The following is a 23,268-nucleotide window of genomic DNA, read 5'->3' as shown; positions in this document are numbered from 1 at the left end:
GGTGTCAGACTTCGATCACCACATATTGCTTCTCGATCACGACCGGGAACGTTTCGGCCTGAAGCTCGCCTTCGACGAGGGCCCCGCCCGGTTCCACCTTGAGGTCGTAGCTGCGAACCTTGGTGCGATCGGGCTCGCACCAGGATTTTCCGGTCCTTAAGTCGAACTCCCAGCCGTGCCAGGGGCAGCGTAACAGTTCGCCGCGCCGGCTGAACTGGTAGGACCCTGGCTCGCTGGATTCCACCAGGCCGACGATGCGCCCCTTGCACAGGGATGCGCCCTCGTGCGGACACCGGTTGCTGACCGCGAAATACTCCCCGCCGACATTGAAGATGCCAATTTCCCGCCCTCCCACGTTCACCAGCATGCGCTGGCCGGGAGGAATGTCATCGACGGTTGCAACGACGTGCCGCGCCATCACGGCAGCCCGTAGAACGCCTGCGCGTTCCCATAGAGAATCTGGTCGCGCTGCGCTTCGCTGAGGTTGGCGCGAAAGGCGTAGCGCGGATCGTCAAAGTCCCAATGCGGGTAGTCGGTCGAGAACAGCAGGCGATCCCAGCCGATCCGGTCGAACAGATCGAGCAGTTGCGCGGCAGTTCCCGGCTCTTCCATCGGCTGGGTCGTGAACCACACCTGCCGGCGAATGTATTCCGACGGCGGCCGCGTCAGGTGCGGCACCTCGCTGCGCAGGCGCGACCAGTGCTTGTCCATGCGCGCGGTCAGCGAGGGGATCCAGCCGAGCCCGCCTTCCATGATCACGACGCGGAGCTGCGGAAAGCGTTCGAACACGCCTTCGAACACCAGGCTGGTCAGGATCGCCTGCATGGTTTCCGCCACCGAATTGTGCTCTTCCATGTAGTAGGACGCCCAGCCTCCGCCGGTGGAAGGATGGCCATTGGTGCCGCCGACATGGATGGCGATCGGCAGATTGCTGCGCACCGCCGCCTCGAAAATCGGCCAGTAGCGGCGGCGGCCGAAGGGTTCGTCGGTCTTCGGCAATACCAGAATCTGGGTGAAGTTCGGATCGCCGGCCCGCGCGTCGATCTCGGCGACCGAAGCGCCGGTGTCCTCCTGCGCGATCAAGACCGATGCCCGCAGACGCGGCTCGTTCTTCACCCAGCGTTCGACCTGCCAGGTGTTCATGGCCTGCGTCAGCGCCACGCCGAAATCCAGATTGCGCTGGCTGCCGGGGTTCCAGCGCAGCGGGATCAACATGCCGGTCTCGACCCCGTTGGGATCGAGATGCTGCGCGCGCATCAGCTCGAGGCTTGAGCCCGGCGGACCGCCCTCCTCGGGATAGGCATCGACCCGCGCCGCATCCGGCGACATCCGCGGATGCGACAGCGCCTCGGAAAACGCGTGGCGCAAATGGCTGCCATAGACCGAGAGGTGGTCGATCCATTGTTTGGCGAGATACGGATGAACCTCGGTCCAGGAGGTCATCGCCGGATGGATATCGCAATCGATGATCCGAAGCCTGGATCTGGCGGCGCTGCTTCGCTCGAGTTCGACGATGCTCATACGGCAATCTCCATGGCTCGATCGGCCTTCACCAGCCGCGGGTAGGTCGCAAGCGCATTGTCACTGACGATCTTGCGCAACAGGCTTGCGGAAAGCCCATCCGGTAACGCCGCATCGCCGTCGAACTGCCAGTGCGGATAATCCGTCGAGAACAGGAACAGCTCGTCCGATCGCAGGTGATCGATCAGTCGCAGGATCGCCGCCGCCTCGTCGGTTGCGTCGATCGGCTGGACCGTGAAGCGAACGTGCTCGCGGACGATCTCCGATGGCGCGCGCGTCACCCAGGGAACTTCGGCGCGAACCCCTTTCCAGGTCTTGTCGGCGCGCCAGGCAAAGCCGCTCAGCCAGGTCAGTCCGGATTCGATCGCGACCACCTTGAGTCCGGGGAATTTGGCGAACACGCCTTCGGAGATCATGCTCTGCAACTGATTCTCGAAGGCGGCCGATTGCGACACATAGTCTTCGACGAAATAGGACGGCCATCCAACCGCGGTCGGCGCATAGCGGTAGGCGCTGCCGGCGTGAATTCCGACCGGCAGGCCAAGCTTCTCTGCCAGACGATAGATCGGCCACAATTGCCGCCGGCCAAGCGTCACCTCGCCCGATACCAGCATCAGCACCTGCACGAACCGCATGTCGTCCGCGCGGCGTTCGATCTCGGCGACGGCGTGTTCGGTGCTATGAGCCGCAATCACGATGGAAGCGCGCAACCGGGGATCGCGGCTCAGCCATTCATCGCGAATCCAGTCGTTGGTCGCCCGGCAGAACACCGCCGCCATGTCCTCGCTATGCATGACCTGGGCGCCGTAGAGGCAGTTGAGGATTCCAAACCGCTGCTGGTAGCGGTCCAGCACATGGTCCTGCATCGCCTGCAGCGAGGCACCCGGCTTCTCGCCATCCGCGAGCTTCCAGTCGGGACGGCACGACAACGGCGCGTTCTGCGGATAACTGGTGAGAGCGAGATTGAGCCGATCAAGCGCGCGAACGGACACCATTTCGCGCCAATATTCGTCGAGATACGGCAGCAGCACATTCATGCCAGGCACGGCCGGATGAAGATCGCAGTCGATCGCACCCGCGTACCTGCCCGGGGCCTTTGCATTGGCCATCTCGCCGTCTGCCATGAATACCACCCTGATGCGTCGCCGGTTCTTGGTCAGCTCTTGTGCCGGCGTCGGTTTTATGTTGATGCATCAATAAATGACATGTCAAGCAATTTGAGGTAGATCAATGCGGCGGGAACCGCGGCATTTTAGGTTGGCCGAGTTGCCGGGAGAATCCATCGATGCCTTCGACCAAGCAACTGACGGTCAACGATGCGGCGCCGAAACGTCCGCAGCACTACGGCATCCTGGCGCAGGAGCACGTTGCAATGCTGGTATCAAATATCGGCGCGCGGCTGCTCCGCGGCACCACGGCCTATTATCGCAGCGCCTTTGACCTGAGCCTGACGGAATGGCGCATACTGATGGTGCTCAACAGCACCCAGTCGCTCAATGTCGGTGAGTTGTCGGGGGCGGCCGATCTGGACAAGGCGGCCGTGAGCCGCAGCCTCGTCTTGCTCGAGGAACGCAAACTGATTTCGGTCGAGCAGACGCGAACCCGTGGCCGCGCCGCGTTCGCCAAGCTGACGGCCGAAGGACGGAAGCTGTCCGAAAAATTGCTGGAGATCTCGCGTGAGCGCGAGACGCGGCTATTGAAGAGCTTCAGCCCTGCCGACCGGGAGCATTTGAAAGCGCTGCTTCAGCAGTTGTCGCAGGCCTTGGCCGGCGTCGATTGGGATCGCTAGTTCACGACCAGTCGCGACTTCGTCCGCTCCAATCCATCGCGACGCCGGACTGAAAACGGGCGGATTCAAATCGGCCGTCAGCGGTGTTTTCAGGATGGTTTGTCGGAACGAAATCCGAAGATTCGCACTAAATTACTGAAATTGTTTGGAGCGGGTGAAGGGAATCGAACCCTCGTATTCAGCTTGGAAGGCTGCTGCTCTACCATTGAGCTACACCCGCATCTCGCGATCACCTAACACGGCCGAGCGGCGGTCTCAACTGGCCCGGATCGGTCTTTCCCGCCTCGCGAGCGGACTTGTTCCCGGCCTCCGGCCCCGCCCCTTAACGGCGAAGGGATTTCGCCCTATATTGAGTCTCCCGAAACCAACGAAAGGAGGTGATCCAGTGTCTTATCTCAAGCGCTGTCACCTCGCTGGGATCGCCCGCTAAGCTCTGAACAAGGCTTGGCATCGGGGCGCTCTCAGCCCTGGACCAGCGAGCAAGAAATCGGGCGCGACGGGGTCTCCCCGCCGCGCCTTTTTCGTGGGCGAATGCCGCTCACGCGGCCGACTCGCCCGCGAGCACCTCGCGAATCTTCTGCGACAGCTCCGACTTCCGGTATGGCTTCTGAAGCAGCGCCACGCCGGGATCGAGGTGTCCTTCGTGGACGATGGTGTCGTCGGTATAGCCGGAGGTGTAGAGCACCCTCGCCCCCGGCCGCCGAAGCCGGACGGCTTCGGCCAGCTCCCGCCCGTTCATGCCGCCGGGCATGATGATATCCGTGAACAGCAGATCGAAACTGGCGCCCTGGTCGACCAGCGCGAGGGCGGCTGCGCCGTCGCCGGCCACGAGCGTGCGATAGCCGAGGCCGCCGAGCTGGGCGATGACATAGCCCTGCACCAGCGGATCGTCCTCGACCACGAGGATCGTCTCGTGCCCGCGCGCCGCCGCGGGCGCCTGAGCCGGTGCCGTCCTGGTTGCCGCCTCGCCCTCCGATCGCGGCAGGAACAGCCGCATCACCGTGCCTTGCCCCTCCTCGCTCTCGATCGCGACGGTGCCGCCGGTCTGGCGGGCAAAGCCGTAGACCATGCTCAGTCCGAGCCCGGTGCCGCGGCCGACCCCCTTGGTGGTGAAGAACGGCTCGAACACGCGCTCGCGGATGTCGGCCGGAATGCCGTGACCGGTATCGGCCACCGCAATCATCACGAAGGCGCCGCGCATGACGTCGCCGTCGGCGGTGCTAAGCACGCCGTCAAGCTCCCGGTTCGCGGTCTCGAGCGTGAGCCTGCCGCCGTCCGGCATCGCGTCACGCGCATTGACGGCGAGATTGACGATCGCGGAGGAGAGCTGCGACGGATCCGCCATCGCGGACCAGGCGTCGTCCGCGAGCCGGGTCACGATCTCGATGTGCTCGCCAAGGATCGGCTTCAGCAGCTTCGCCGTCTCAATCACGAGGGCGTTGACGTCGATCTCGCGCGGCTCCAGCGGCTGGCGGCGCGCGAAGGTCAGCAGCTGCGAGGTGATCTCGGCGCCGCGCGCGGCCGCATCGTCGATCAGCTGCGCGATCGCGGCGAACTGGGGCCGGTCCGCAAGCCCTTCCTGGATGATCTCGATGGTGCCGGTGATGACGGTTAGCACGTTGTTGAAGTCGTGCGCGACGCCGCCGGTGAGCTGGCCGATCGCGTCCATCTTCTGGGATTGGCGAAGCCGCTCCTCGGTCTCGTGCTGCTCGGTGAGATCGGTGGCGGAGCCGCGATAACCCATGAAGCGTCCGTCGGCCGCGAAGACCGGCTGGCCGTTGACGCTGAAATGGCGCACGCGTCCGGTCATGTCGCGGCCGCGATACTCGAACTTCCGGAACGGCTCGTGGCGGTCCAGCACCGCCAAGTGCGCGTGCCATTTCTCCGGCTCGGCGTCGTGGTCGAACGCGGCATCGGTGCGGCGCTTGCCGATCAGCGCCTTGTGGTCCATGCCGAAGGCCCCGGCCCGCTCGGATATGTAGGTGAACCGATGATCCGGCCCGGTCTCCCAGAACCAGTCGGACGCGGTCTCGGCATAGTCGCGGAAGCGCTGCTCGCTCGCGCGCGCGTCGTCTTCCGTGCGCTGGCGGATCTTCAGGTCGCGCTCGAGATTCGCATTGGCCTCGCGCAACTCGCCATAGGCCCGCTCGAGATTGGCGCACATGGCGTTGAAGGCGTCGATCACCTTGTCCAGTTCGTCCGGATCGTAGGGCGGCCGGCGTTCCAGGTGCAAAGGCGGCGGCGGCCGCGCCAGGCTGTACTTGCTGACGAAGTCGGCGATGGCGACCAGGTGCCGCGTCACCAGGAGATGGAACATGTAGATGATGAACAGCGAGACGAGGAACGTCTTCGCCGCCTGGCTTGCCAGGATAACCAGGGCCCGGTTCAGCAATTGCCGATAGACCTCGCTCAGCGTCGCCTCGACATGGAGCACGCCGATCGTGCGCGCGGCCCCCTGCACGGAGTAGTTCAGCGGGTAGTCGCGCGTCACGATCGAACGGGTGTTCGGCTCGCCGACCGCGACACGGATCGGATTGGGACGATCGGCGATCTCGCGCACCTCGGCGGCGCGGATGTCGGGCAGCCGCAGGATGCCGCCGAGCTGGAGCTTGATCTGGTTCTGGTCGAGATTCCACAGGCTCTCGCCGAGGCTGCCGGTGGTGCTGCGGCCGATCTCATCGAGCCGCGTCTCGATGACGCCGACCTCGCGGTCGTAGTCGAGATAGAGCTGAAGCGCGGTCAGCATCAGCGTCACGATCGAGGAGAACAGCAGCACGGCGGCCAGGAGGCGCGGCCCGACGCCGCTGCGCGACCAGTTGAAGATCCGCGACAGCAACGCTCCGATCGCCGGCGCAAGCGCAGCGCCGATCCCGCCAAAATCCTGCTTCGCGGCCGCCGGGGCAACGGCGCGGCTGAGCTTGGAGTCCTCGTCGCCTGCGTTGCCCATGCACCACGTCCCCGGAATGGCAGCATCCTGCTCCGGCCGGTCGCGGCCGCGAGCAATTCGTTCGTTGAGACTTTCCCTTCACGCGACCTGCGTGGTGATCCTGTCGGCCCGTGGGCGGCTTGAGGTCGGCGGGGTCATATATTGCGCCCAGCAACAGGATTCTCGCGCAAACTATCACCTCGGGTGCTAGAATGACATCGGTTAAAGTCCGGAGTTGCCTGCATGGCGGGCGAGTTATGGCCGTTGCAGCCGGCGCGCGCCACTCCCGGTAGATCGCGCAAGCCTCCGAATCCAGTGGTAGCAATGCACGACCAAGGAGACGCGTGATGTGGCGGATGGCCATCGCCTGCCTGTCGTTGATTGCAGCCGGTCCGACGCAGGCGCAGGAGCAGATCCGGCTGGCGCGCATCGCCGACATCCCCGATCAATATGTCGGCGGCGAGATGCTGCGGGCCGTCTACGCCAAGCTCAACATCAGGCTCGAATTCGAGGACGTCCCCGGCAAGCGGGCCCTCGCGCTGTCGAGCGCAGGCGAGGTCGATGGCGAGATCCAGCGGATCGGAACGCTCTCGCGAGACTACCCCACGCTGATCCAGGTCACGCCGGCGATCAACTACATCGAGCCCGCGGTGTTCACGACGAAACTGCGTTTCGACGTCGCCGGCTGGAATTCGATCAGGGACTACAGCATCGGCATCGTCCGCGGCGTCGGCTCCTCGGAGGCCGGCACCCGCGACATGGCTCGCGTCACGGCGACCACCAGCCTCGAGAACATGGTCAAGATGCTCGACGCCGACCGTTTCGACGTGATGGTCACCGACCTCTTCAGCGGACTCGTCGCGGTGAGGAAGCTCAATCTGCAGGCCAGGATCTACCCGCTCTCCCCGCCGCTCGAGCGCATCCACATCTACCACTACCTGCACGAACGTCATCGCGATCTGGTGCCGAAGGTCGGCAAGGTGATCGCGCAGATGGAGGCGAGCGGCGAACTGGCGGCGCTGCGGGAGGCCCTCGTCAAGCGGGTCCTCAACGCGCCGTGACGGCGTCGCTCAGGTCGCGCGAAGCCGTTCGCGTAACGCCACCGCGGCGATCAGCACGCCAACGCACCAGGCCATGACCGCCCGGTGGGGCTCCTCGCCGAGCAGCACTGTGAAGATGCTGGTGAGCAGGCACGGCGCGATCGCCTTGCTGCTCCGGCTCGCCAACGCGACCAGGAACGGCAGCGCGGCGATCGATATTTGCAGGACACCCATCAGCGAAGACCGGTCTCGCCCAAAGCTTTGGAAAAGGCTTCAGAAGCCGCAGACATTGACCGCGCGCGGGCGTTTTCCCCGGCGGCTCTCGACGATGCGTTCGCCGCCGTTCTCGGCCGAGCTGCCGTAATAGCGGTGATGTCCGCTCTGGTCGTGCAAATCGGCAGGCTCCGATTGTGCCGCCCGCCGAGCGTCGCAGATGATCTTGATGGTGTGACCCGACATTGCCGCCTCCGATGACCTTTCGCGATCTTGTGGCCATCAGTCGCCTCGGCTTTGGGCAGCGTTCACCCCGCAAGGTGGCAATCGGGTTTCAGGACGGTTTCGTCGAGCCCGCACGACGCATTATTTTGTGCTTGGGGATTGTCGGGGCGGGCCGCGGTGATAAGTCCTTTGGACGCGCGCAGCAAAAAAACGAGGTGACGATGCTCTACGCCATCCTGGCCTATCACGTGGAAGACGAGATTTTGTCCTGGACACCCGAGGAGGACGCGGCAGTCGTGGCCAAGGTCATCGAGGCTCAGGCGCCCTTGAGGGCAAGCGGACATTTCGGGCCGGCCGCCCGTCTGGACGAGACCCGAAAGGCCCGCACCTTGCGTGGCCCCGGCGCGGGCGTGGTGCTGGACGGCCCGTTTGCCGAGACCAAGGAGCAGCTTCTGGGCTTCCACCTCGTGGAATACGACACGGACGATGAGGCCATCGCGGCGGCGCGGAGGCTGCGTCAGGTCAATCCGACTGCGGTCTACGAAATCCGCCCGGTCAAGCTTTACGTGCCGTCCGACGGGTTCGGCGCGACATAAGGGCGAGCTACCGCCTTACGCATCCGGTTCGGTTTGCGCTCTGTAGAAGCGCTGGATCAGCAGGCCGCCGAAAGCGATGAACCACACGAAGGGCGCGACGTTCGGCGCAAACGCCGCCACGATCGTGCCCGGGATGAACACGAGCAGCGGAAACAGCGAGGCCATGATCTCATGGCGCCAGCCGCCCAGGATCAGCCACCACAGCCAGGCGTTGAGGCCGGCGATCGCGGTCAGATTCAGGCCGTAGAGCACGGCGACAGCGCTGCTCATGGCATAGTTGGTGTAGAGGCCGTTGGTGACCGGCAGCAGCACGATCGAGAGCAGGAAGAACAGGTTGAGGATCACCGCGCCGCGACTGCCCACCGGCTGGCGCGCCAGCCGGCGGTGATGGCTGATCCAGAACACACCCGCGATGATGAAGCTGAGCGCGAAGCCGGCGAGCTTGCCGGAATAGACATGGGCGAGATCGCTCCAGCCGGGGGCGCTGGTGAACACCGCGGCCTTGGGCAGATCGTAGGCCAGAAGCGTCATGGCGACGCCGAAAATGGTGTTGCTGAGCGACTCCAGCCGCCGCATCTCGAACTGGTCGGGCTTGAGCTCGGTCATGCCGGGCGCGCTCTTCTCGGACTGGAACCTAGGGCCGTCTTTTCCCTAGGTGTTAAATCCGATTCCGTCCAGCCGCATTGCGATTCGCGAGGAGATCGCCGAATCTCACGGTTTCACCGGGGCGATTCGTGGCAGCATATCTGGACACGCTCAATGCGGAGCAGCGCCGCGCCGTCGAGCATGGTGTGGCCGACGGCACGACCGTGGGCGCCCCTCTGCTCGTCATCGCCGGTGCCGGCTCCGGCAAGACCAACACGCTGGCCCATCGCGTCGCCCATCTGATCGTTGCGGGGGCCGATCCGCGCCGGATCCTGCTGATGACGTTTTCGCGGCGCGCGGCGGCCGAGATGGCCAGCCGGGTCGAGCGCATCGCCCGAAAGGTGCTCGGGGAGAACAACGCCGCGATCATGCGCGATGCGCTGACCTGGGCCGGCACCTTCCACGGCATCGGCGCGCGGCTGCTGCGCGAATATGCCGAGCGGATCGGCGTCGACCCTGCCTTCACCATCCACGACCGCGAGGATTCCGCCGACCTGATGAATCTGGTCCGGCACGAGCGCGGCCTGTCCAAGACCGAGAGCCGCTTTCCCGCCAAGAGCACGTGCCTGTCGATCTACTCCCGCTGCGTCAACGCCGAGATGGAGATCGAGAAGGTGCTAGGGGCGCACTACCCCTGGTGCGCGGGCTGGGCGGCCGAGCTGAAGGGCCTGTTCGCGGCCTATGTCGAGGCCAAGCAGGCCCAGCACGTGCTCGATTACGACGACCTGCTGCTCTACTGGTCGCAGATGATGAGCGATGCGCTGATCGCCGAAGAGATCGGCGGACGCTTCGATCACGTTCTCGTCGACGAATACCAGGACACCAACCGCCTGCAATCCTCGATCCTCTTGGCGCTGAAGCCCGATGGACGCGGCCTCACCGTGGTCGGCGACGACGCGCAGTCGATCTATTCGTTCCGCGCCGCCACCGTGCGCAACATCCTGGACTTTCCGCAAAGCTTCTCGCCCAGCGCCGAGATGATCACGCTCGACCGCAATTACCGCTCGACGCAGGCCGTGCTGGCGGCGGCCAACGGCGTCATCGGCCTCGCGCGCGAGCGCTTCACCAAGAACCTCTGGACCGACCGCACCTCCGCGCAAAAGCCGCAACTCGTCACCGTGCGCGACGAGGCCGACCAGGCCCGCTACATCGTCGAAGAGGTGCTGGCCAACCGCGAGCAAGGCGCGCTTCTGAAGCACCAGGCGGTGCTGTTCCGGACGTCCTCGCATTCGGGTCCGCTTGAGATCGAGCTGACCCGCCGCAACATCCCGTTCGTGAAATTCGGCGGCCTGAAATTCCTCGACGCCGCCCACGTCAAGGACGTGCTGGCGCTGCTGCGCTTCGCCGAAAACCCGCGCGACCGCGTTGCGGGCTTCCGCATCCTGCATCTGTTGCCCGGCATCGGCCCCGCAACCGCGCAGCGCGTGCTGGACCAGATGGCGGAGAGCACCGATCCGCTTGCTTCACTCGGCCAGTTACCGGTGCCGCCGCGCACCGGCGCGGACTGGACCGATTTCGTCCGCACCGTCGCGAACCTGCGCTATTCGGAATGGCCGGCGGATCTGGAGCGCGTGCGGCTCTGGTACGAGCCGCATCTCGACCGCATCCACGAGGAGTCCGAGACGCGCCGCGCCGATCTGATGCAGCTCGAGCAGATCGCGAGCGGCTACGCCTCGCGCGAGAAGTTCCTGACCGAGCTCACGCTCGATCCGCCGGACGCGACCAGCGACAAATCCGGGCCTCCCTTGCGCGACGAGGACTATCTGATCCTCTCCACCATCCACTCCGCCAAGGGCCAGGAGTGGAAATCGGTGTTCGTGCTCAATGTCGTCGACGGCTGCATGCCCTCCGACCTCGGCGCCGGCACCAGCGCCGAGATCGAGGAGGAACGCCGCCTGCTCTATGTCGCGATGACGCGCGCCAAGGACGATCTCCACCTCGTCGTGCCGCAGCGCTTCTTCACCCACGGCCAGGCCGCCAAGGGCGACCGCCACGTCTACGCCTCGCGCACCCGCTTCATCCCGGAGCAGCTGGTCTATCTGTTCGAGCGCACGGCCTGGCCGAAGGCGGCCGCAGGCGCGGCACGCACCGCGGCGCAAGGGCCCAAGATCGACATCGGCGCGCGGATGCGCGGGATGTGGCGGTAGCAGCGTCTTGTTTTGACGCGTTTTCTTTACGCGAACCGGTATCCACTTCGCTCGAAAACGCTTTACGCGTTCAGCCGGTCGAACTGGACCTTGCCTGCCTTCATCACCATCGGGATGTGCTCACCCTGGCCGAGCAGGCAGGCAACATCGCGTAGCGGGTTGCCGTCGACCACCAGCAGGTCTGCGAGAGCCTCGGGCGCAATCCGGCCGAGCCTACCCTCCATGCCGAGCACTTCGGCGCCGACCACCGTGGCGCTGGCGATAACCGCGCGCGGGCCGAGAATCTCGGCGCGGATGCGGAATTCGTCGCTCTGGAGACGCTGGGACGGCCCGAGCAAATCGCTGCCAAACCCCATCTTCACGCCGGCGTCGCGGTAGATCGCGAGCGAACGGAGGCCGGCGTCGCGGACATCGGCGATCTTGGCGACGCTCTCCGGCGGCAGGCCATATTGGGCACCCTCGTTGGCCAGCGCTTCGTAGGTGACGAGCGTCGGCACCACATAGGCCCCCTTCTCGGCCATCAGGCGCGCGGTCGGCTCATCCACGAGATTGCCATGCTCGATGGTGCGCACGCCGCAGCGAACCGCGCGCGCGATGGCGGCAGCGGTGTAGGCGTGGGCGAGCACATAGGTCTGGCGCCCGCGCGCCTCCTCGACGATGGCGCGGATCTCGTCCTCGGAGTAGCCGAAGGCGCCGACCGGATCGGTCGGCGAGGCAACGCCGCCGGACGCCATGATCTTGATCTGGTCGGCCCCCATCTGGAGTTCCTCGCGCGCCGCCCTGCGCACGCCGTCGACGCCGTCGGCAACGCGCGCCAGCGCGCCGACCCGCACGCAGCAGGGACACGGTGCGTCGCTCGCGAGATAATCCGAGCACGCCCGCATGTCGCCGTGGCCGCCGGTCTGGCTCAGCGCCCGGCCCGAGACGAACAGCCGCGGGCCGTCGGTCAGACCGGTCTCTATCGCCTGCTTCAGTGCATGGCCGGCGCCGCCGGCATCGCGGACCGTGGTGAAGCCACGCCGCAGCATGCCGCGCAGCAGCAGCGTCGAGCGCAGCGTCACCAGCACATTCGGCATGTGCACCTGCTGCGCCAGATTGAGCTCGACCGCCACCGCATGCACATGCAGGTCGATCAGGCCGGGCATCAGCGTCTTGCCCTTCAGATCGATGGTCCGGTCGGCGGTGGCCTGGAGCGGCCGGTCCGAGACCTCCTTGATCAAATTGTCTTCGACCAGCACGTGATGTCCCTCCAGCAGGTCCGGCTGGAGCGGATCGAGCAGAGCGGCGTTCTTGAAGAGGATGCTGGGCATCGCGGCGTCCTGTCAGAAGTGGGCCGGCGCGAGCAGTGCCGGCAAGGTGAGTTGGGCAAAGGGAAGGCACGCGGCGACATCGTCCTCGTCGTACCAGCCTGCCTCATGAAGCAGATTGAGCGAGCCGAGCGTACGCCCGCGCCAGCGCACGGGCATGTTGAGCACGCTCTCGCAGCCGAGCGAGGCGATCAGCTCATGGTCGGAGAACACCACGCGCAGATCGGCCTGCGTGCGGCCGATATAGGCCTCGCCGCGATCGAGAACGGCCTCGGTCCACGGGCCCGGTGCCAGGCGCTTGCGGCCGCCGGTCGGATACGGGCCGGGGAGATTGGAATAGACCCGCGCCGCTTCACCGCTGTCGCCGTCATAGGTCAGGATCGTGAACAGCTTGTGCCCGATCGCCGACTTCATGGCTTCGTCCAGCGCCGCGAACAGCGCATCCGGCTGATCTACCCTGCCCTGCGCCGCCGCGACGGCACAGAGCAGCGGATCGGCCTGGCGTTTGGTCCGCGTCATGCAACTTCACCCGCCGCAATCTCCTCCAGCGAACGGCCGCGGGTCGGCACGCCCATCAGCACGACGGTGACCGCCCCGAGCAGCAGCACGGTGGTGGTGATGCCGAACACGCCGGCGAAGCCGAAATTGGGATAGAGATAGCCGACCAGGATCGGCGAGACGATCGCGCCGATGCGGCCGATCGCGGAGGCAAGCCCGGCCCCGGTGGTCCTGACCGGCGTCGGGAACACCTCGGCCGTATAGGCATAGACGCCCGCATAGGTGCCGTTCATGAAGAAGGACAGGAAAATTCCCGCCGCCATGATCTGCTGGTCGCTCTGCGCGAAGGCGAGCCCGAGCGCGCTGGCGCCGCCGAGCACCATGTAGGTCGCAATCGTCGCCTGCCGGCCGATACGCTCGTTGAAATACGCGGCGCTGAAATAGCCGGGAATTTGCGCGCAATAGATCGCGATCGAATAGGCGAAGCTCTTGGTGATGCTCATGCCGTTCTGGACCAGCAGACCGGGGATCCAGACGAAGAAGGAATAATAGCTGAAGGTGATCGCCAGCCACATGATCCAGGTCATGATGGTAATGCGCGCCTGCCGGCCTGCGAGGAGCGCGGCGAAATTGGCGAGCAGCGTTCCGGTTGCTCCCTGCGGCGCGGCGGCTTCGACGACGGGTTGCGGCAGGACATGGCCCCGGCGCGCAAACTCTGTCTCGATCCTGTCCAGCACGGCTTCGGCTTCCTTCTCCCTGCCCCGGCTTTCGAGCCAGCGCGGCGATTCCGGCAGCGACTTACGCCACCACAACAGCATGACGACCGGCACCGCCGTGATAACCAGCACCATGCGCCAGCCGTTCTCATAGGCGGGCACGATGAAGTAGCCGAGCAGCGCCGCGGCAACGAAGCCAAAGGAGAAGAAGCCGGCCAGCGCGCCGGTGAAGCTGCCGCGGTAACGCCGCGCGACGAACTCCGCGAGATAGGGCGCGATGATCGCGCTCTCGGCGCCCGTGCCCATGCCGGCGACGATTCGTGCGGCGAAGAAGGACGGCCATGCATCGACCATCGCGCTCACGATGGACGCCGCGCAATATAGCGCAAGCGCGGACATCATCACCGCGCGGCGGCCGATCAAATCGCCCAGCGTGCCTGCCAGCAACGCGCCGAACAGGAAGCCGATATAGGTGCTGCTGCCGAGCACGCCGATCTGCACGCTCGACAGATTCCACGCCGTGCGCAGCACCGGCAGGATGAAGGCCAGCACCGCCGCGTCCATCGCGTCGAACATGTAGCCAAGCCCGCCCATCAGCAGCAGATGCTTGTGGAAGCGTGCGAACGGAAGGCGCTCGATGCGCGCCGATATCATCGACATGAAAGTCCCCTCAGTCTTGGCGGCCCGGCGCTCCGCGTGTCCCTCAGGGGACCATAGACAAAGTGACATTATCGTCATAATTTATAATCATGATCTAATATATCACTGCGGTGAATGTTCGTGTCGTTCCGTGCGCTCGACCTCAACCTCCTGAAAGTCTTCGAGGCGCTGATGACCGAGGGCAGCGTCACGCGCGCCGCGAGCGCGCTGACGATGACCCAGCCCGCGGTCAGCAACGCGCTGGCGCGGCTGCGCGACGCGCTCGGCGATCCCCTGTTCGTGAGATCCGGCACCGGGATCCGGCCGACCCAGCGCGCCGTGGTGCTGTGGGAGCCGATCGGCGAGGCCCTGGAAAGCGTGCGTGGTGCGCTCGACGAGCAGGTGTTCGATCCCGGCCGCGCGCAGACCGAGTTCAGCCTGTCGATGTCGGACTACGTCTCCTCGCTGGTGATGCCGGACCTCCTCGGTCATCTCGGCAAGGTCGCGCCCAAGGCACGCGTCCACACCGTGCCCAACACCGTCATCGAGATCGCTGACCAGCTCGAGGACAACCGGGTCGACTGCGTGCTGAGCGTCTATGTCAACGAGGCGCAGCAGCCGGCCGCCATTCGCTCACGCTCGCTGTGGACCGTCGACTATGCCTGCTTCATGCGGCGCGGCCATCCGCTCGCGGCGATGAAGCGGCTGAGCACGCGCACTTTCCTCAACGCGGGACACGTCGATGTGAGTCTCGCGGGCAAGACCTTGCCGTCCTACGATCTCTTCCTTGCCTCGCGCGGGCTGTCGCGCAATCTGGTTGCGACCGTCAATCATTACAGCGCCGCCTACGAGGTCGTGCGCCAGTCCGACCTGATCGCCGTGCTGCCGAGCGATCTGCGCTCGCAATCCCGGCACGCGCCGTTGCTGCACGCCATGCCGCTGCCACTCAAGGCACCACCGCGCATCGTCAGCCTGTTCTGGCACCAGCGCAACGACACCGTGCCGGCGCAGCGCTGGCTGCGCGAGACCCTGGTCGAGATGTTCGCCAAGTCCGATTGATCCCGGTGAAAAACCGGAAACTCAGCCTTTCCCGCAGCAGCATTGCCGATGCGGTCTCCGCACCCTAGCTGCACAGCAAACAATTTCCCACATGCGGGCGCCGCTCGCGCCCCCACCCCCGCAGAGACCTGATCGATGACCTCTCCGCTTCAATTCGGACTGGATACCTTTGGCGACGTCACCAAGGACGGCACAGGCAAGACGCTCGCGCACGCGCAGGTGATCCGCAACGTCGTCGACGAAGCCGTGCTGGCCGACGAGCTCGGCCTCGACTTCATCGGCCTCGGCGAGCACCACCGTGCCGACTTCGCGATCTCCTCGCCCGAGACCGTGCTCGCCGCGATCGCGTCGCGCACCAGGCGCATCCATCTCGGCTCGGCCGTGACGGTGCTGAGCTCGGACGATCCGATCCGCGTCTTCCAGCGCTTTGCCACGCTCGATGCGCTCTCCAACGGGCGCGCCGAGGTGATCCTCGGCCGCGGCTCCTTCACCGAATCCTTTCCGCTGTTCGGCTTCGACCTGCGTTCTTACGAAGCGCTGTTCGAGGAGAAGCTCGATCTGTTCGCCGCTCTGCTGTCGCAGAAGCCCGTGACCTGGGAAGGCAAGCTGCGCCCGCCGCTGAAAGAGCAGCTCGTCTATCCGCCGGTCGAGAACGGCACGCTGAAAACCTGGATCGGCGTCGGCGGCAGTCCGCAATCGGTGGTGCGCGCAGCGCATTACGACCTGCCCCTGATGCTCGCGATCATCGGCGGCGATCCTGCGCGCTTTGCGCCTTACGTCGATCTCTATCACCGTGCCTTCAGGGAGTTCGGCCGCCCGGCACAGCCGATCGGCGTGCACTCGCCCGGCTATGTCGCGGAAACGGATGCGCAGGCGCGCGAAGAGCTGTGGGGCGACTACAAGGCCATGCGCGACCGCATCGGCAAGGAACGCGGCTGGCCACCCATGGGCCGCGACGAGTTCGTAAGCGAAGCCGAGCACGGCTCGCTCTATGTCGGCTCGCCGGAAACCGTGGCGCGCAAGATCGCGAAGACCGCAAAGGCGCTTGGCATCTCGCGTTTCCAGCTGAAGTATTCGGCCGGTCCCCTGCCGCACGAGAAGCTGATGAAGAGCATCGAGCTCTATGGGCGCAAGGTGGTGCCGATGGTGCGAGAGATGATGGGGTGAGGCAGCGGCGGTCGTATCCGTTCGACAGTCCGCCTACGCCCTTCGGGCTACGGCGCGACAGCCTTCGCTAGCTTCGCGTCACGATGATTTGGGCTGGCTTGCCTAGCCGAAGCTCGCGAAGCGAGCGAAGGCTGGTGGGGGAGGCAGGACTCGAACCTGCGAAGCCATGAGGCGGCTGATTTACAGTCAGCTCCCTTTGCCACTCGGGACACTCCCCCGCTCGACGGCAGCACAATCGGGCCGGACCTTGCCGGCGGACCGAAGACGGCCATGGAACGTGAAGGCCGCGACAGCCCGGATGGGGGCGCGACCGGGCGCGTTTATGGGCGATGCGGTGGGGCAAAGTCAACCGAGGCGAACAGCTAAAATCGTCACCTTGGGCGCCCAAATTGCCATATTCCGGGACCCGTGACACAAGCGAGCCCATGAAGGATCGAAAATTCACCCCGAGGGGGCCCCGCAGCGGGGCTAAGCCCTTCAACAGGCCCGGGAAATCGGCCGGTCGGCCGGCCTGGCGCGACCGCGATTCGCACCCTGACGGGCCAGTTATCCTCTATGGCTGGCACACCGTCACCATGGCGCTGGCCAATCCTGCGCGGCAGATCCGGAAGCTGACGCTGACGGAGAACGCCGCAAGGCGGCTCGCGGACGAGAACATCGAGACCCGCGTCACGCCCGAGATCGTCCGTCCCCAGGAGATCGACCGGCTGCTGTCGCCCGACGCTGTCCACCAAGGCCTGCTCGCCGAGGCCGACGCCTTGCCCTCGCCCGACATCGAGACCCTGGAGCAGGAAGGCATGGTGCTGGTGCTCGACCAGATCACCGATCCGCACAATGTCGGCGCCATCCTGCGCTCAGCAGCAGCGTTCGCGGTGAAGGCGATCATCACCACGGCGCGCCACAGCCCCGAGGCAACCGGCGTGCTGGCCAAGGCCGCCTCAGGCGCGCTGGAACTGGTACCGATGGTGACGGTGCAAAACCTCGCCCGCGCCCTCACCGCGCTGAACGAGCGCGGCTTCCAGACGGTTGGCCTCGACAGCGAAGGCAGCGAGGACCTCTCGGACGTCGCACTGCGCGAGCCGCTCGCGCTGGTGCTTGGTGCCGAAGGCAAGGGCCTGCGGCAATTGACGCGCGAAACATGCAGCGTCGTGGCGCGGCTCGACATGCCCGGCGAGATCAAGAGCCTCAACGTCTCCAACGCCGCCGCACTCTCGCTCTATGTCGGCGCGAGCCGGCTCGGGCTGATGAAGCGGTAGAGCGTTTTCGAGCGAAGTGGATACCGGTTCGCGTAAAGAAAACGCGTCAAACTAAGAATCCAAAAAAACAAAACGCCCATCCGCATCGCGCGGACGGGCGCTTCTTCAACTCAACCAATCAAACGATCAGTAATAGCGGCGCAGCACGCGGTGGCCGCCGTAATACGGCGCGCGGTGGGCGTAGCCGTAGCGCGGACCGTAGCCGTAGTGCGTGCGCGGCAGATAGCCGTGCCGCGGGCCATAGCCGTAGCGATACGGACGGTAGTACGGGCGCTGATAGGGATAGGCGGCGGCACGATAGCCATAGCCGTTGCCGTAGCCATAACCACGGCCGTAGCCGTAATTGGCGGGTGCAACGACCGCGTCCTCACGATAGGTCGGGTACGGCGCGAAGGCGCCGGGGCCGGTGTAGGTCGGGCCCTGGTTGACGTAGTAATACTGCGTGGTCGGCTCGGCGAGGTGCTCAAAGCCCCATCCGCCATAACCCTGGCCATAACCCCAGCTACCGCAACCCGTGTTGCAGCCGCTATAGACCGGCGCAACCGGCTGGCACGGATTGAAGCCGCAGGCCGCGGCCGGCGTGGCCCCGACGAACATCACGGCAGCCGCCGCGACCAGTCCCGAAATCATCTGACGCATTACTCTCTCCTGTTGATTTCCGTATTTCGGATTTTTGTCGTTTCTTAACCCGGCGGCTTGCCGGGCACCTCGGCACGCGGCCGGGGCCGACGATGCTGCGGATTCACATTGATCTCAGGCGCCAGGATCACCGGCGGCGGATCGGCCGGCACATCCATCTGCGGCGGCAGCGGCGCCGATTGCGCGCCCCAGCTCTGATGGTAGCTCTCGGCCGGCTTCGGCAATTTGCGGTTCGCTGGCGGCTCGACCTCGAGCCGGCCGTAGCCGGGCCGCAGGCCCAGTGTCGGATAATAATGGCCGACGTCCTCCGGCTGCCGCTCGGCGACATAGCGTCCGCCATAGATCGTCGGCTGCACCTGGACGTTCTTGCCCAGGCCCCAGACACCTTCGACGACGCTATAGGACGCGTCGATGCCATTGATGATGATCGGCACGCCGGGGCGGCCGGGCACGACGATATCGAAGCCGCCGCCGGCAAACGCCGTCGCGGGCAGTCCGATCAAAAAGGCTGCGAGCGCCAGAGCGCGCATGGTGGGATCCCGGTTGTCTGGAACACAACCTAACCGATCACGGCCCACAGAGGGTTAAGGCCCGCTCACCAAATGCCGGTAAGCCTAACGCGCAAGCGATGCGGGCCGCTCAAATGCCGCAAGCTGCGCTAGCGAAGCGTTAACGGGGAGCAAACTCGCCGCAGGTGCTAGAGCGCGAAAGGTTGCGTGGCATAAACTGCACATCCTGGGCGGGCTCACGTCGATGTGACCCTGCATGCGAGAATCCGCGGAACGACTGCTGGAGGTCGCACTTAGCACAGGTCTCAACAACATGGAGAAAATGCCATGACGAGCCCAAGGCTTCTTGGCTTGGCCGCGATCGTCGCGTCCACGCTGGCAACACCGGCCTTCGCGCAAGCGACAGTCGACAATTCGGGCCGCTGCACGGGGCTATTCCAGGATGCCAATTGCCAGAATCTCGGTCCCGGCAATGCAACCGCCGACCGCGCCTATCGCCGCCGCCACATGGCCCGCAACCAAGTGAATCCGAATGATGGACAGCAATCCGGCTTCTGGCCGCTCGATACGGCGGGCGCAGTGGCTGGCGCTGCCGTCGGAACCGCGGCAACGGTCGCCGCCGCACCGTTCCAGGGCTGGGGTAATTCCTACGCGAGCTACGACCGCAGCGGCCCCGGCTGGTCCGGCAATTGGGACGCCTATGCAGCCCGCAACGGCATCGTCTGCAAGCCCGGCACCTGGATCAAGGGCGAAGACGGCCGGCGGCACCTCTGCCAGTGAGGCCTTTTTCCATCGGGTCGAACGGTTTCAGGCGGCCCAACGGGCCGCCTGTTTTATGCCGGCGAGACGCCGCCTTCGGGTTCTGGCACTTTCCACCCAAGTCTGATATTGCGACGCCCGAGCGGACGGACAGGGCACATGCCGAGCCCCGCCCCGCATCTCCAGCGTCGCCGGCTTAGCTCAGCGGTAGAGCAGCGGTTTTGTAAACCGAAGGTCGGGGGTTCAATCCCCTCAGCCGGCACCAGCGCTCGACGCGGGAGCACTCAGTCCGAATTCTTCTGCAGGCTGCTCTGCTGGAAATGCTGGGCGCCGGCGATCTCCACCCAGACATGTTTCGACTGCTCGAAAACCGATCTGACCGGGGCCGGAAAATTCGGATCCGCGATGGCACCGACGGCGACGCCGATCATCGCAGGCAGATTGTCCGCTTTCCAGTACACCGTTGAACCGCAGTCGGGACAAAAATGGCTGCGGACCTTGCCGCCGCTCGCGGCCGTGCGGACGTATTCCTTCGACGCGCCTGAGATCGTGACGGCCTCTGCCGGATAGAAGGCACCGACACCGAACGGCGCGCCTGTTCGCCGCTGGCAGTCAATGCAATGGCAGGCAGCGACGAGGCTTGATGGCCCCGGAAGCGACAGCGCAAGAGCGCCGCAATGACATCGGGCGTCGATCATCGAAATTCCTTCCTCCTTGGTCGGCCGACGGGTCCCGCGGCCCGGATGGAGCGGAGCGCAATCCGGCACGGTGTTCCCGCATACTGTCGTCGCGAGAAGATTCTGGATTGCTTCGCTACGCCCGCAATGACGAGTTGGTGGAGCAATGCACCTATGCTCGCCCTCACTCCTTCCCAACCTCGAACGCCAGCAGCACGTTGCCGGCGACGCCGCTCCACTGGCCGTAGCCGGAATTGGTGTAGAGCATGCCGCCGGCGATGACCGGCCCGGGGCCGTCGATCGCGCCGCCATGGGCGGGGACGCCGTTCACGGCCGTATAATCTCGCGCGGTATCGAACTCCCACAGCAGCTTGCCGTCGGCTGTGGCGTAGGCGCGCAGGAAGCCGCTGACGCCGCCGGAGAACACGACACCGGGGATCAGGCTCACCGCCGCCGACAGCGCGGGGCTGCATTGGAGACGATCGCCGCAGGCGACGGGAGACACTTCCATCGCAATCTTCCCGCTGGCGAGATCGAGGCCGAACAGGCCGCCGCCTTGGGTGGAATCGAGCCGCCGCGTGCCATCGTGCAGGAAACGCACGTCGGAGTTCGCGACGTAGATGCGGTCCTGGTCGGCGGCCGAGCCCCATTCGCTGCCGCCGAGCGCACCGCCCTTGCCGACCCGCGTCTGCCACAGGATCTTGCCGCCATCATCAGGGTCGAGCGCGTGCACGACGCCGGACTTCTGCGCGATGGCAAGAACACGCCTGCCGTCGCGCAAGGTCACGAGGATCGGCGACTGGCCGAAATCGTGATCGGGGCCGTGCTCGTCAGGACAATTGGTCCTGTCCGCGCCGTAGCACGCCACGATGAAGGCGTCCTTCGGGGTCGCCTGTTGCTTCCAGAGCAGCTTTCCGGTCGCAAGCTCGAACGCGAGGATCGCATCGGCGGTTGCGGCCGGCGGATTCGAATAGGAGTTGCTGGTCGCGACGTAGACGGCGTTGCGCTTCGGATCGATCGTCGGCGCCGACCACACCGCGGCGCCGGACGGGCCGAACAGCTGCGTGCCTCTCGTATTCTTGCTGGTCGGATGCGGCACTTCCGGGATCGTGTAGGCCTGCCACACCGGCTTGCCGGTCACCGCCTCCAGCGCCACCACGCTGCCGCGGAAAGTGCAGCATTCGTAACTGGCTTGCGAGCCGGCGGCCTCCTCGAGCGAGGACACCGGCACGTAGAGCACGCCGGAATGCAGCGTCGGCGCGCCGGTGATGCGCGCGGCCGGATGCTCCTCGACCTTCGTCTTCCAGATCAGCGTCCCGGTCAGCGCGTTCACGGCATAGGCATTGGCGCGCAAGTCACCGAAGAAGATCGCGAACTGATCGGTACCGGGAAGCGGCGCGAAGCTGATCGCGGCGCGCACCGCGGCATCGGTCGGCAACGTCCACAGCGTGCAGCCGCTTCGCGCATCGAGCGCGTGCACCTTGCGGTCGGTACCGCCGATGAACAGCAGGCCGCCGACGATCGTCGGCGGCGCAAACGACACCGAGGCGCCGGGAAAGGCGTAAGCCCATTTCAGCCGCAGGCGCGGCACCTCTTCCGCGGTCAGCCCGGCCATATCGGCCGGCTGGAAGCGGCTGTTGCCAGCGTCGACGCCCCACCCGTTCCAGCGTGGCCCGTCGAGCGGCTCTGGAAAGGCACTGACCTGCTGCGCGCAGCGCCCCTGCGCGTCGATCGCAGCGTCGCCAGCCGCAGTCTTGCCGGTGACGAAGGCAGCAATCGCGCGGCGTTCCTCGTCGCTGCGCTCCTTCGCCATCGCCGCCATGCTGCCGGAGGTCAGTGTCCCCAGCACATGATCGAACGACATTCCCTGCATGGCGCTGCGGCCCGGCACACGGCTTTGGGCACTGCCGGCATCGTGACATTGCGCGCAGTGGCTCGCGTAGAGCGCAGCGCCCTCCTGCTGCGCCATCGCCGGCGCGCAGCACCAGATCAGCATGGCGACGACCACTAGGCTTGGTCTCATGGCGTGCTCCGGCATCGTCACCGCAACGCGAGACGGCTTCATGCAACCCGAAATGTAGCGCGACGGCAATCACTGAGGCAACGGACGTTCCGGCTGGGTCCGTCACATCCCCGTGGCAATGCGGACGCGATCGGGCAATTCATCCAGCCGCCAGAGCCCGAGGCTCTTGTCGCGCCAGCCACCGCCGCCCTCCTCGCAGCGCTCGTCGATCAGTTCGCGCGGCGCCGGCCAGTTGAACGGCGCCGTCTCCATGTTCAGCGCGCGCCAGTCGCCGTCCTCGCAGTCGCGATTTGCATCCCATTGGGGAAACGTCGTGACCATCAGGAAGCGCGCGCCGCTCGCACGAAAGTTCGTGACGGCGCGGACGATGTTGTCGAAGCTCAAATGAACCAGGCAGTCACGGCACAGGATCAAGTCGGCAGCCGGCAGCGCGTCGCGCGTGATGTCCGCAACGCGGAAACGACCGGCCAGTTCACCTCGTGCCGCGCGCGCGCTATTGGCCTCGATCAGCGACGGCACGATATCGATGCCGATGTAGTCGAGATCGAGCTTCATGCGGCCGATCCAGCCCGCATCGCCGCAGGGCGCATCGAGCAGCGAGCGCGCGCCGAGCCGTTGCAGCAGCGCAGGAAGCGCGTCCCGGATCGCGGCCGTGGCGGGATCCTCCGAGCCGAGGCCCGAGACCGAGCTGGCTGCGCCCCACAGGTTCGTCCGCTCGATCCGCTCGAACCGCGCGGCGAGATCGAGGCCCGCGAAACCGTCGCGGTCGGCAACGAAGCGTTCGTGGGCGAGCACGGGCGGACGATTGGGGATCATCAGAGAGCACGCGAATCGAGATTCCGGCGCAAACGCACTATACAAGGAGAGCCTGCTGTCCGAAATGGTCCGCAAGCGAACCCGCTCACCTCATCCGCTCG

At 65.6% G+C, this 23,268-nt stretch carries 23 protein-coding genes and 3 tRNA genes; 9 read left to right on the top strand and 17 right to left on the bottom strand.

All coding sequences use genetic code 11. The features are described 5' to 3' along the window. Positions 1-4: 4 nt before the first annotated feature. Genes A3M7_RS0141010 through A3M7_RS0141000 form a run of 3 tightly spaced genes read right to left on the bottom strand, consistent with a single transcriptional unit; the run spans position 5 to position 2,645 of the window. Positions 5-418, bottom strand: a complete 414-nt coding sequence (locus tag A3M7_RS0141010; RefSeq protein ID WP_027549105.1) for a Rieske (2Fe-2S) protein — start codon at positions 416-418, stop codon at positions 5-7. Beyond that, on the bottom strand, positions 418-1,521 hold the full coding sequence (locus A3M7_RS0141005) for an amidohydrolase family protein (protein WP_027549104.1): 1,104 nt from the start codon (positions 1,519-1,521) through the stop codon (positions 418-420). Before A3M7_RS0141005 ends, A3M7_RS0141010 begins: the two co-directional genes overlap by 1 nt. Continuing rightward, entirely contained in the window at positions 1,518-2,645 is a 1,128-nt protein-coding gene (locus A3M7_RS0141000) for an amidohydrolase family protein (protein ID WP_245284442.1), read from the bottom strand. Before A3M7_RS0141000 ends, A3M7_RS0141005 begins: the two co-directional genes overlap by 4 nt. Before the next feature lie 161 nt (positions 2,646-2,806). Here A3M7_RS0141000 and A3M7_RS45720 point away from each other — a divergent pair, with 161 nt between their 5' ends. Beyond that, the gene (locus A3M7_RS45720) at positions 2,807-3,310 is read left to right on the top strand and encodes a MarR family winged helix-turn-helix transcriptional regulator (protein WP_049824012.1); all 504 of its coding nucleotides are present in this window, start codon (positions 2,807-2,809) and stop codon (positions 3,308-3,310) included. Between the two features lie 146 nt (positions 3,311-3,456). Here the strand turns inward: A3M7_RS45720 and A3M7_RS0140990 are convergent. Then, positions 3,457-3,530, bottom strand: a tRNA-Gly gene (locus A3M7_RS0140990). A 318-nt stretch (positions 3,531-3,848) separates the two neighbouring features. Then, positions 3,849-6,257 (bottom strand): ATP-binding protein, encoded by a 2,409-nt coding sequence (locus A3M7_RS0140985; RefSeq protein WP_027549102.1) that lies wholly within the window; start codon positions 6,255-6,257, stop codon positions 3,849-3,851. A 326-nt stretch (positions 6,258-6,583) separates the two neighbouring features. Here A3M7_RS0140985 and A3M7_RS0140980 point away from each other — a divergent pair, with 326 nt between their 5' ends. Beyond that, positions 6,584-7,297, top strand: coding sequence for an ABC transporter substrate-binding protein (locus A3M7_RS0140980; protein ID WP_027549101.1), 714 nt, complete (start codon positions 6,584-6,586; stop codon positions 7,295-7,297). A 9-nt stretch (positions 7,298-7,306) separates the two neighbouring features. Here the strand turns inward: A3M7_RS0140980 and A3M7_RS0140975 are convergent, their stop codons facing one another. Together A3M7_RS0140975 and A3M7_RS0140970 are read right to left on the bottom strand one after the other, a co-directional pair. Then, positions 7,307-7,510, bottom strand: a complete 204-nt coding sequence (locus tag A3M7_RS0140975) for a hypothetical protein (protein WP_027549100.1) — start codon at positions 7,508-7,510, stop codon at positions 7,307-7,309. 39 nt (positions 7,511-7,549) lie between these two features. Continuing rightward, positions 7,550-7,735, bottom strand: coding sequence for a hypothetical protein (locus A3M7_RS0140970; RefSeq protein ID WP_027549099.1), 186 nt, complete (start codon positions 7,733-7,735; stop codon positions 7,550-7,552). 200 nt (positions 7,736-7,935) lie between these two features. On the opposite strand from A3M7_RS0140970, the gene A3M7_RS0140965 reads away from it, so the two are divergent. Beyond that, the gene (locus A3M7_RS0140965) at positions 7,936-8,310 is read left to right on the top strand and encodes a YciI family protein (RefSeq protein ID WP_027549098.1); all 375 of its coding nucleotides are present in this window, start codon (positions 7,936-7,938) and stop codon (positions 8,308-8,310) included. A gap of 15 nt (positions 8,311-8,325) precedes the next feature. Here the strand turns inward: A3M7_RS0140965 and A3M7_RS0140960 are convergent, their stop codons facing one another. Then, the gene (locus A3M7_RS0140960) at positions 8,326-8,916 is read right to left on the bottom strand and encodes a TMEM175 family protein (protein ID WP_027549097.1); all 591 of its coding nucleotides are present in this window, start codon (positions 8,914-8,916) and stop codon (positions 8,326-8,328) included. A gap of 128 nt (positions 8,917-9,044) precedes the next feature. On the opposite strand from A3M7_RS0140960, the gene A3M7_RS0140955 reads away from it, so the two are divergent. After that, positions 9,045-11,102 carry an ATP-dependent helicase gene (locus A3M7_RS0140955; RefSeq protein WP_027549096.1) on the top strand — a complete coding sequence of 686 codons (2,058 nt, stop codon included), beginning with the start codon at positions 9,045-9,047 and terminating at the stop codon, positions 11,100-11,102. A gap of 62 nt (positions 11,103-11,164) precedes the next feature. On the opposite strand, the gene A3M7_RS0140950 is transcribed toward A3M7_RS0140955, so the two are convergent. Genes A3M7_RS0140950 through A3M7_RS0140940 form a run of 3 tightly spaced genes read right to left on the bottom strand, consistent with a single transcriptional unit; the run spans position 11,165 to position 14,283 of the window. Continuing rightward, positions 11,165-12,412 carry an amidohydrolase family protein gene (locus A3M7_RS0140950; RefSeq protein ID WP_027549095.1) on the bottom strand — a complete coding sequence of 416 codons (1,248 nt, stop codon included), beginning with the start codon at positions 12,410-12,412 and terminating at the stop codon, positions 11,165-11,167. Between the two features lie 12 nt (positions 12,413-12,424). Next, positions 12,425-12,928 carry a GAF domain-containing protein gene (locus tag A3M7_RS0140945; RefSeq protein ID WP_027549094.1) on the bottom strand — a complete coding sequence of 168 codons (504 nt, stop codon included), beginning with the start codon at positions 12,926-12,928 and terminating at the stop codon, positions 12,425-12,427. Further along, a complete protein-coding gene (locus A3M7_RS0140940) occupies positions 12,925-14,283 on the bottom strand; it encodes an MFS transporter (RefSeq protein ID WP_027549093.1) in 1,359 nt (452 codons plus the stop codon). Before A3M7_RS0140940 ends, A3M7_RS0140945 begins: the two co-directional genes overlap by 4 nt. Before the next feature lie 114 nt (positions 14,284-14,397). Between A3M7_RS0140940 and A3M7_RS0140935 the strand changes: the two genes are divergently transcribed. Both A3M7_RS0140935 and A3M7_RS0140930 read left to right on the top strand, forming a co-directional pair. Further along, positions 14,398-15,321 (top strand): LysR family transcriptional regulator, encoded by a 924-nt coding sequence (locus A3M7_RS0140935; protein WP_027549092.1) that lies wholly within the window; start codon positions 14,398-14,400, stop codon positions 15,319-15,321. A gap of 135 nt (positions 15,322-15,456) precedes the next feature. Then, entirely contained in the window at positions 15,457-16,488 is a 1,032-nt protein-coding gene (locus A3M7_RS0140930; RefSeq protein ID WP_027549091.1) for an LLM class flavin-dependent oxidoreductase, read from the top strand. A 132-nt stretch (positions 16,489-16,620) separates the two neighbouring features. On the opposite strand, the gene A3M7_RS0140925 is transcribed toward A3M7_RS0140930, so the two are convergent. Further along, positions 16,621-16,706, bottom strand: a tRNA-Tyr gene (locus tag A3M7_RS0140925). Between the two features lie 207 nt (positions 16,707-16,913). On the opposite strand from A3M7_RS0140925, the gene rlmB reads away from it, so the two are divergent. After that, the gene (gene rlmB, locus A3M7_RS0140920; protein WP_027549090.1) at positions 16,914-17,744 is read left to right on the top strand and encodes a 23S rRNA (guanosine(2251)-2'-O)-methyltransferase RlmB; all 831 of its coding nucleotides are present in this window, start codon (positions 16,914-16,916) and stop codon (positions 17,742-17,744) included. A gap of 126 nt (positions 17,745-17,870) precedes the next feature. Here rlmB and A3M7_RS0140915 read toward each other — a convergent pair whose 3' ends face one another. Both A3M7_RS0140915 and A3M7_RS0140910 read right to left on the bottom strand, forming a co-directional pair. Then, positions 17,871-18,383 (bottom strand): hypothetical protein, encoded by a 513-nt coding sequence (locus tag A3M7_RS0140915; protein WP_027549089.1) that lies wholly within the window; start codon positions 18,381-18,383, stop codon positions 17,871-17,873. 44 nt (positions 18,384-18,427) lie between these two features. After that, positions 18,428-18,913, bottom strand: coding sequence for a hypothetical protein (locus tag A3M7_RS0140910; protein ID WP_027549088.1), 486 nt, complete (start codon positions 18,911-18,913; stop codon positions 18,428-18,430). A 306-nt stretch (positions 18,914-19,219) separates the two neighbouring features. Here A3M7_RS0140910 and A3M7_RS0140905 point away from each other — a divergent pair, with 306 nt between their 5' ends. Together A3M7_RS0140905 and A3M7_RS0140900 are read left to right on the top strand one after the other, a co-directional pair. After that, complete coding sequence (locus A3M7_RS0140905; RefSeq protein ID WP_027549087.1) at positions 19,220-19,672, top strand: hypothetical protein; 453 nt, start codon at positions 19,220-19,222, stop codon at positions 19,670-19,672. 169 nt (positions 19,673-19,841) lie between these two features. Then, a tRNA-Thr gene (locus A3M7_RS0140900) sits at positions 19,842-19,916 on the top strand. A 19-nt stretch (positions 19,917-19,935) separates the two neighbouring features. On the opposite strand, the gene A3M7_RS0140895 is transcribed toward A3M7_RS0140900, so the two are convergent. The 3 genes from A3M7_RS0140895 to A3M7_RS0140885 all read right to left on the bottom strand — a co-directional run bounded on the left by A3M7_RS0140895 (position 19,936) and on the right by A3M7_RS0140885 (position 23,167). Beyond that, complete coding sequence (locus tag A3M7_RS0140895; RefSeq protein ID WP_027549086.1) at positions 19,936-20,349, bottom strand: GFA family protein; 414 nt, start codon at positions 20,347-20,349, stop codon at positions 19,936-19,938. 163 nt (positions 20,350-20,512) lie between these two features. Beyond that, positions 20,513-22,351: a PQQ-binding-like beta-propeller repeat protein gene (locus A3M7_RS0140890; protein WP_027549085.1), complete on the bottom strand. Its 1,839-nt coding sequence runs from the start codon at positions 22,349-22,351 to the stop codon at positions 20,513-20,515. Positions 22,352-22,453: 102 nt separating this feature from the next. Next, complete coding sequence (locus A3M7_RS0140885; RefSeq protein WP_027549084.1) at positions 22,454-23,167, bottom strand: class I SAM-dependent methyltransferase; 714 nt, start codon at positions 23,165-23,167, stop codon at positions 22,454-22,456. Between the last annotated feature and the right edge of the window lie 101 nt (positions 23,168-23,268).

The organism is Bradyrhizobium sp. WSM2254 (genome assembly GCF_000472645.1).
In the GTDB taxonomy this organism is placed as follows: Bacteria; Pseudomonadota; Alphaproteobacteria; order Rhizobiales; family Xanthobacteraceae; genus Bradyrhizobium; species Bradyrhizobium niftali.
This window is presented reverse-complemented; position numbering and strand designations above follow the sequence as displayed.

What these genes read in the sequence shown, in the direction of transcription:
- A3M7_RS0140940 (WP_027549093.1), bottom strand. Translation starts at nt 14,283, where the DNA reads ATGTCGATGATATCGGCGCGCATCGAGCGCCTTCCGTTCGCACGCTTC.
- A3M7_RS45720 (WP_049824012.1), top strand. Translation starts at nt 2,807, where the DNA reads ATGCCTTCGACCAAGCAACTGACGGTCAACGATGCGGCGCCGAAACGT.
- A3M7_RS0140895 (WP_027549086.1), bottom strand. Translation starts at nt 20,349, where the DNA reads ATGATCGACGCCCGATGTCATTGCGGCGCTCTTGCGCTGTCGCTTCCG.
- A3M7_RS0141000 (WP_245284442.1), bottom strand. Translation starts at nt 2,645, where the DNA reads ATGGCAGACGGCGAGATGGCCAATGCAAAGGCCCCGGGCAGGTACGCG.
- A3M7_RS0140930 (WP_027549091.1), top strand. Translation starts at nt 15,457, where the DNA reads ATGACCTCTCCGCTTCAATTCGGACTGGATACCTTTGGCGACGTCACC.
- A3M7_RS0140915 (WP_027549089.1), bottom strand. Translation starts at nt 18,383, where the DNA reads ATGCGTCAGATGATTTCGGGACTGGTCGCGGCGGCTGCCGTGATGTTC.
- A3M7_RS0140885 (WP_027549084.1), bottom strand. Translation starts at nt 23,167, where the DNA reads ATGATCCCCAATCGTCCGCCCGTGCTCGCCCACGAACGCTTCGTTGCC.
- A3M7_RS0140905 (WP_027549087.1), top strand. Translation starts at nt 19,220, where the DNA reads ATGACGAGCCCAAGGCTTCTTGGCTTGGCCGCGATCGTCGCGTCCACG.
- A3M7_RS0140910 (WP_027549088.1), bottom strand. Translation starts at nt 18,913, where the DNA reads ATGCGCGCTCTGGCGCTCGCAGCCTTTTTGATCGGACTGCCCGCGACG.
- A3M7_RS0141005 (WP_027549104.1), bottom strand. Translation starts at nt 1,521, where the DNA reads ATGAGCATCGTCGAACTCGAGCGAAGCAGCGCCGCCAGATCCAGGCTT.
- A3M7_RS0141010 (WP_027549105.1), bottom strand. Translation starts at nt 418, where the DNA reads ATGGCGCGGCACGTCGTTGCAACCGTCGATGACATTCCTCCCGGCCAG.
- A3M7_RS0140960 (WP_027549097.1), bottom strand. Translation starts at nt 8,916, where the DNA reads ATGACCGAGCTCAAGCCCGACCAGTTCGAGATGCGGCGGCTGGAGTCG.
- A3M7_RS0140970 (WP_027549099.1), bottom strand. Translation starts at nt 7,735, where the DNA reads ATGTCGGGTCACACCATCAAGATCATCTGCGACGCTCGGCGGGCGGCA.
- A3M7_RS0140950 (WP_027549095.1), bottom strand. Translation starts at nt 12,412, where the DNA reads ATGCCCAGCATCCTCTTCAAGAACGCCGCTCTGCTCGATCCGCTCCAG.
- A3M7_RS0140890 (WP_027549085.1), bottom strand. Translation starts at nt 22,351, where the DNA reads ATGAGACCAAGCCTAGTGGTCGTCGCCATGCTGATCTGGTGCTGCGCG.
- rlmB (WP_027549090.1), top strand. Translation starts at nt 16,914, where the DNA reads ATGAAGGATCGAAAATTCACCCCGAGGGGGCCCCGCAGCGGGGCTAAG.
- A3M7_RS0140945 (WP_027549094.1), bottom strand. Translation starts at nt 12,928, where the DNA reads ATGACGCGGACCAAACGCCAGGCCGATCCGCTGCTCTGTGCCGTCGCG.
- A3M7_RS0140980 (WP_027549101.1), top strand. Translation starts at nt 6,584, where the DNA reads ATGTGGCGGATGGCCATCGCCTGCCTGTCGTTGATTGCAGCCGGTCCG.
- A3M7_RS0140985 (WP_027549102.1), bottom strand. Translation starts at nt 6,257, where the DNA reads ATGGGCAACGCAGGCGACGAGGACTCCAAGCTCAGCCGCGCCGTTGCC.
- A3M7_RS0140935 (WP_027549092.1), top strand. Translation starts at nt 14,398, where the DNA reads ATGTTCGTGTCGTTCCGTGCGCTCGACCTCAACCTCCTGAAAGTCTTC.
- A3M7_RS0140975 (WP_027549100.1), bottom strand. Translation starts at nt 7,510, where the DNA reads ATGGGTGTCCTGCAAATATCGATCGCCGCGCTGCCGTTCCTGGTCGCG.
- A3M7_RS0140965 (WP_027549098.1), top strand. Translation starts at nt 7,936, where the DNA reads ATGCTCTACGCCATCCTGGCCTATCACGTGGAAGACGAGATTTTGTCC.